General features: G+C 59.7%; 1 pseudogene. It reads left to right on the plus strand.

Going from position 1 to position 1,719, the window contains the following annotated elements:
• Nucleotides 1–584: 584 nt before the first annotated feature.
• Nucleotides 585–1,598: pseudogene (locus ABT116_RS44410) on the plus strand (ammonium transporter); the annotation flags it as partial.
• Nucleotides 1,599–1,719: the final 121 nt, after the last annotated feature.

Raw genomic sequence — 1,719 nt, forward strand, 5'->3', positions numbered from 1 at the left:
AAATATCCAGTACGGATTAAGAACATATTAACGACAGGATTGCCCTCAGTGCGGTGAAGGTTAATCATCTGAACAGGTGAGAAGATGTTCGGTGAAATTACCTACCCGATTGGATAGGCGGGTCACCGACGTTGGTAATCAAATAAGGTGCTCGCGATTGTCTTGGTTAGGGAGCTAAGTCCCGAGCTGGAAACGGCATTTCTGCTCCGAAAGTGGCGCTCACCTGCGGCTACGTTCCCCATTTTGCAGGACTTAAACCACTTTCGGCGAGATTAGTCTCGCAATTGCAGGTTGTGGAGCGTCCGCAATGTTTAGGCAAAGTCCCATCTTTTCCCAGAACAATGCTCTACTAAACGTGAAAACCGGATGTTCCCCCGATTTTGCTGAGAAGGTGCAACTATGGGGCGTAGCGTACTGTCGCAGCGAACCGGAACATCGCGAATTGCTGCTCTAACCAATGACTTTGTTCAGGTCCGAATAATGCTCGGAGGTCGTCGATGTCGATGGAAATGGTGTTAGCCGAAGCAGTGATAGACAGTGGGGACACGGCGTGGGTGCTGATCTCCGCGGGTCTGGTTCTCTTCATGGTTCCCGGACTCGCCTTCTTCTACGCCGGTCTGGTGCGTGGTAGCAGTGCGCTCGTCATGTTGCAGCAGAACCTCGTCCCACTCGGACTCGTCTCGATTACCTGGGTCGTGTTCGGATACAGCTTCGCGTTCAGTGGAGACTGGGGTTCCGGCTTCCTCGGTGACCTCAAATTGTTCGGCTTGCAGGACATACACACTGCCGCCGCCCCGGGCTTCCACCTGATCGAAGGTGCAGTCGCGGTACCGACTCTGGCGTTCGTGGTCTATCAGATGATGTTCGCGATCATCACGCCCGCGCTGATCACCGGTGCGACCGCAAACCGGCTCAAGCCCTTGGGCTGGGCCGTTCTGCTCGTGCTGTGGTCGATCATCGTCTACCCCCCGATTGCGCACTGGCTCTTCAATCCCGAAGGCTGGTTGGCGCTCCGCGGAGCCCAGGACTGGGCCGGCGGAATTGTCGTCCACGCATCCGCCGGCGCCGCCGCCCTGGCAATCTTGCTGGTGGTCGGTAAACGTCCGGGATGGCCCAACGCCGAGGCAGTCCCGCACTCGGTGCCTCTGGCGTTGATCGGCGCAGGCATCCTGTGGTTCGGCTGGTTCGGATTCAACGCAGGCGACGGATTGGCCGCCGATGGTGTTGCGGCACAAGCCTTGATGAACACTCACATCGCCGCAGCGGGCGGCATGGTCGTCTGGCTCGTCATCGAAAGGTATACCGAGGGCAAGGCCACGGCGATCGGTGGAATCACCGGCGCGGTAGCCGGTCTCGCGACCGTTACTCCATGCGCCGGCTTCGTCAGCACCTTCTCCGCGTTGGCGATCGGCGCGCTTGCCGGACTGGTCTGCCACTTCGCGCTCGCGCTCAAGTCGATCTTCAAGTTCGACGACGCGCTCGACGTCATCGCGGTCCACTTCATCGGCGGCATCCTCGGTTCCCTCCTTCTCGGTTTGTTCGGCGAAAAGGCGATCAATTCGATCGGCCGCGATGGACTCTTCTTCGGCGGCGGCGCAGGACTACTCGGCGAGCAGGCGCTGGCGTTGATCGTCGTCATCGCTTTCTCGTTCGTGGCGCCCGGGTCTTGCCCGTGCCCGCGCCCGCCAGGACGCACACCGGACCGTGCAGGGCCGTGGC

Source organism: Streptomyces sp. NPDC002130, from assembly GCF_040296465.1.
GTDB lineage: Bacteria > Actinomycetota > Actinomycetes > Streptomycetales > Streptomycetaceae > Streptomyces.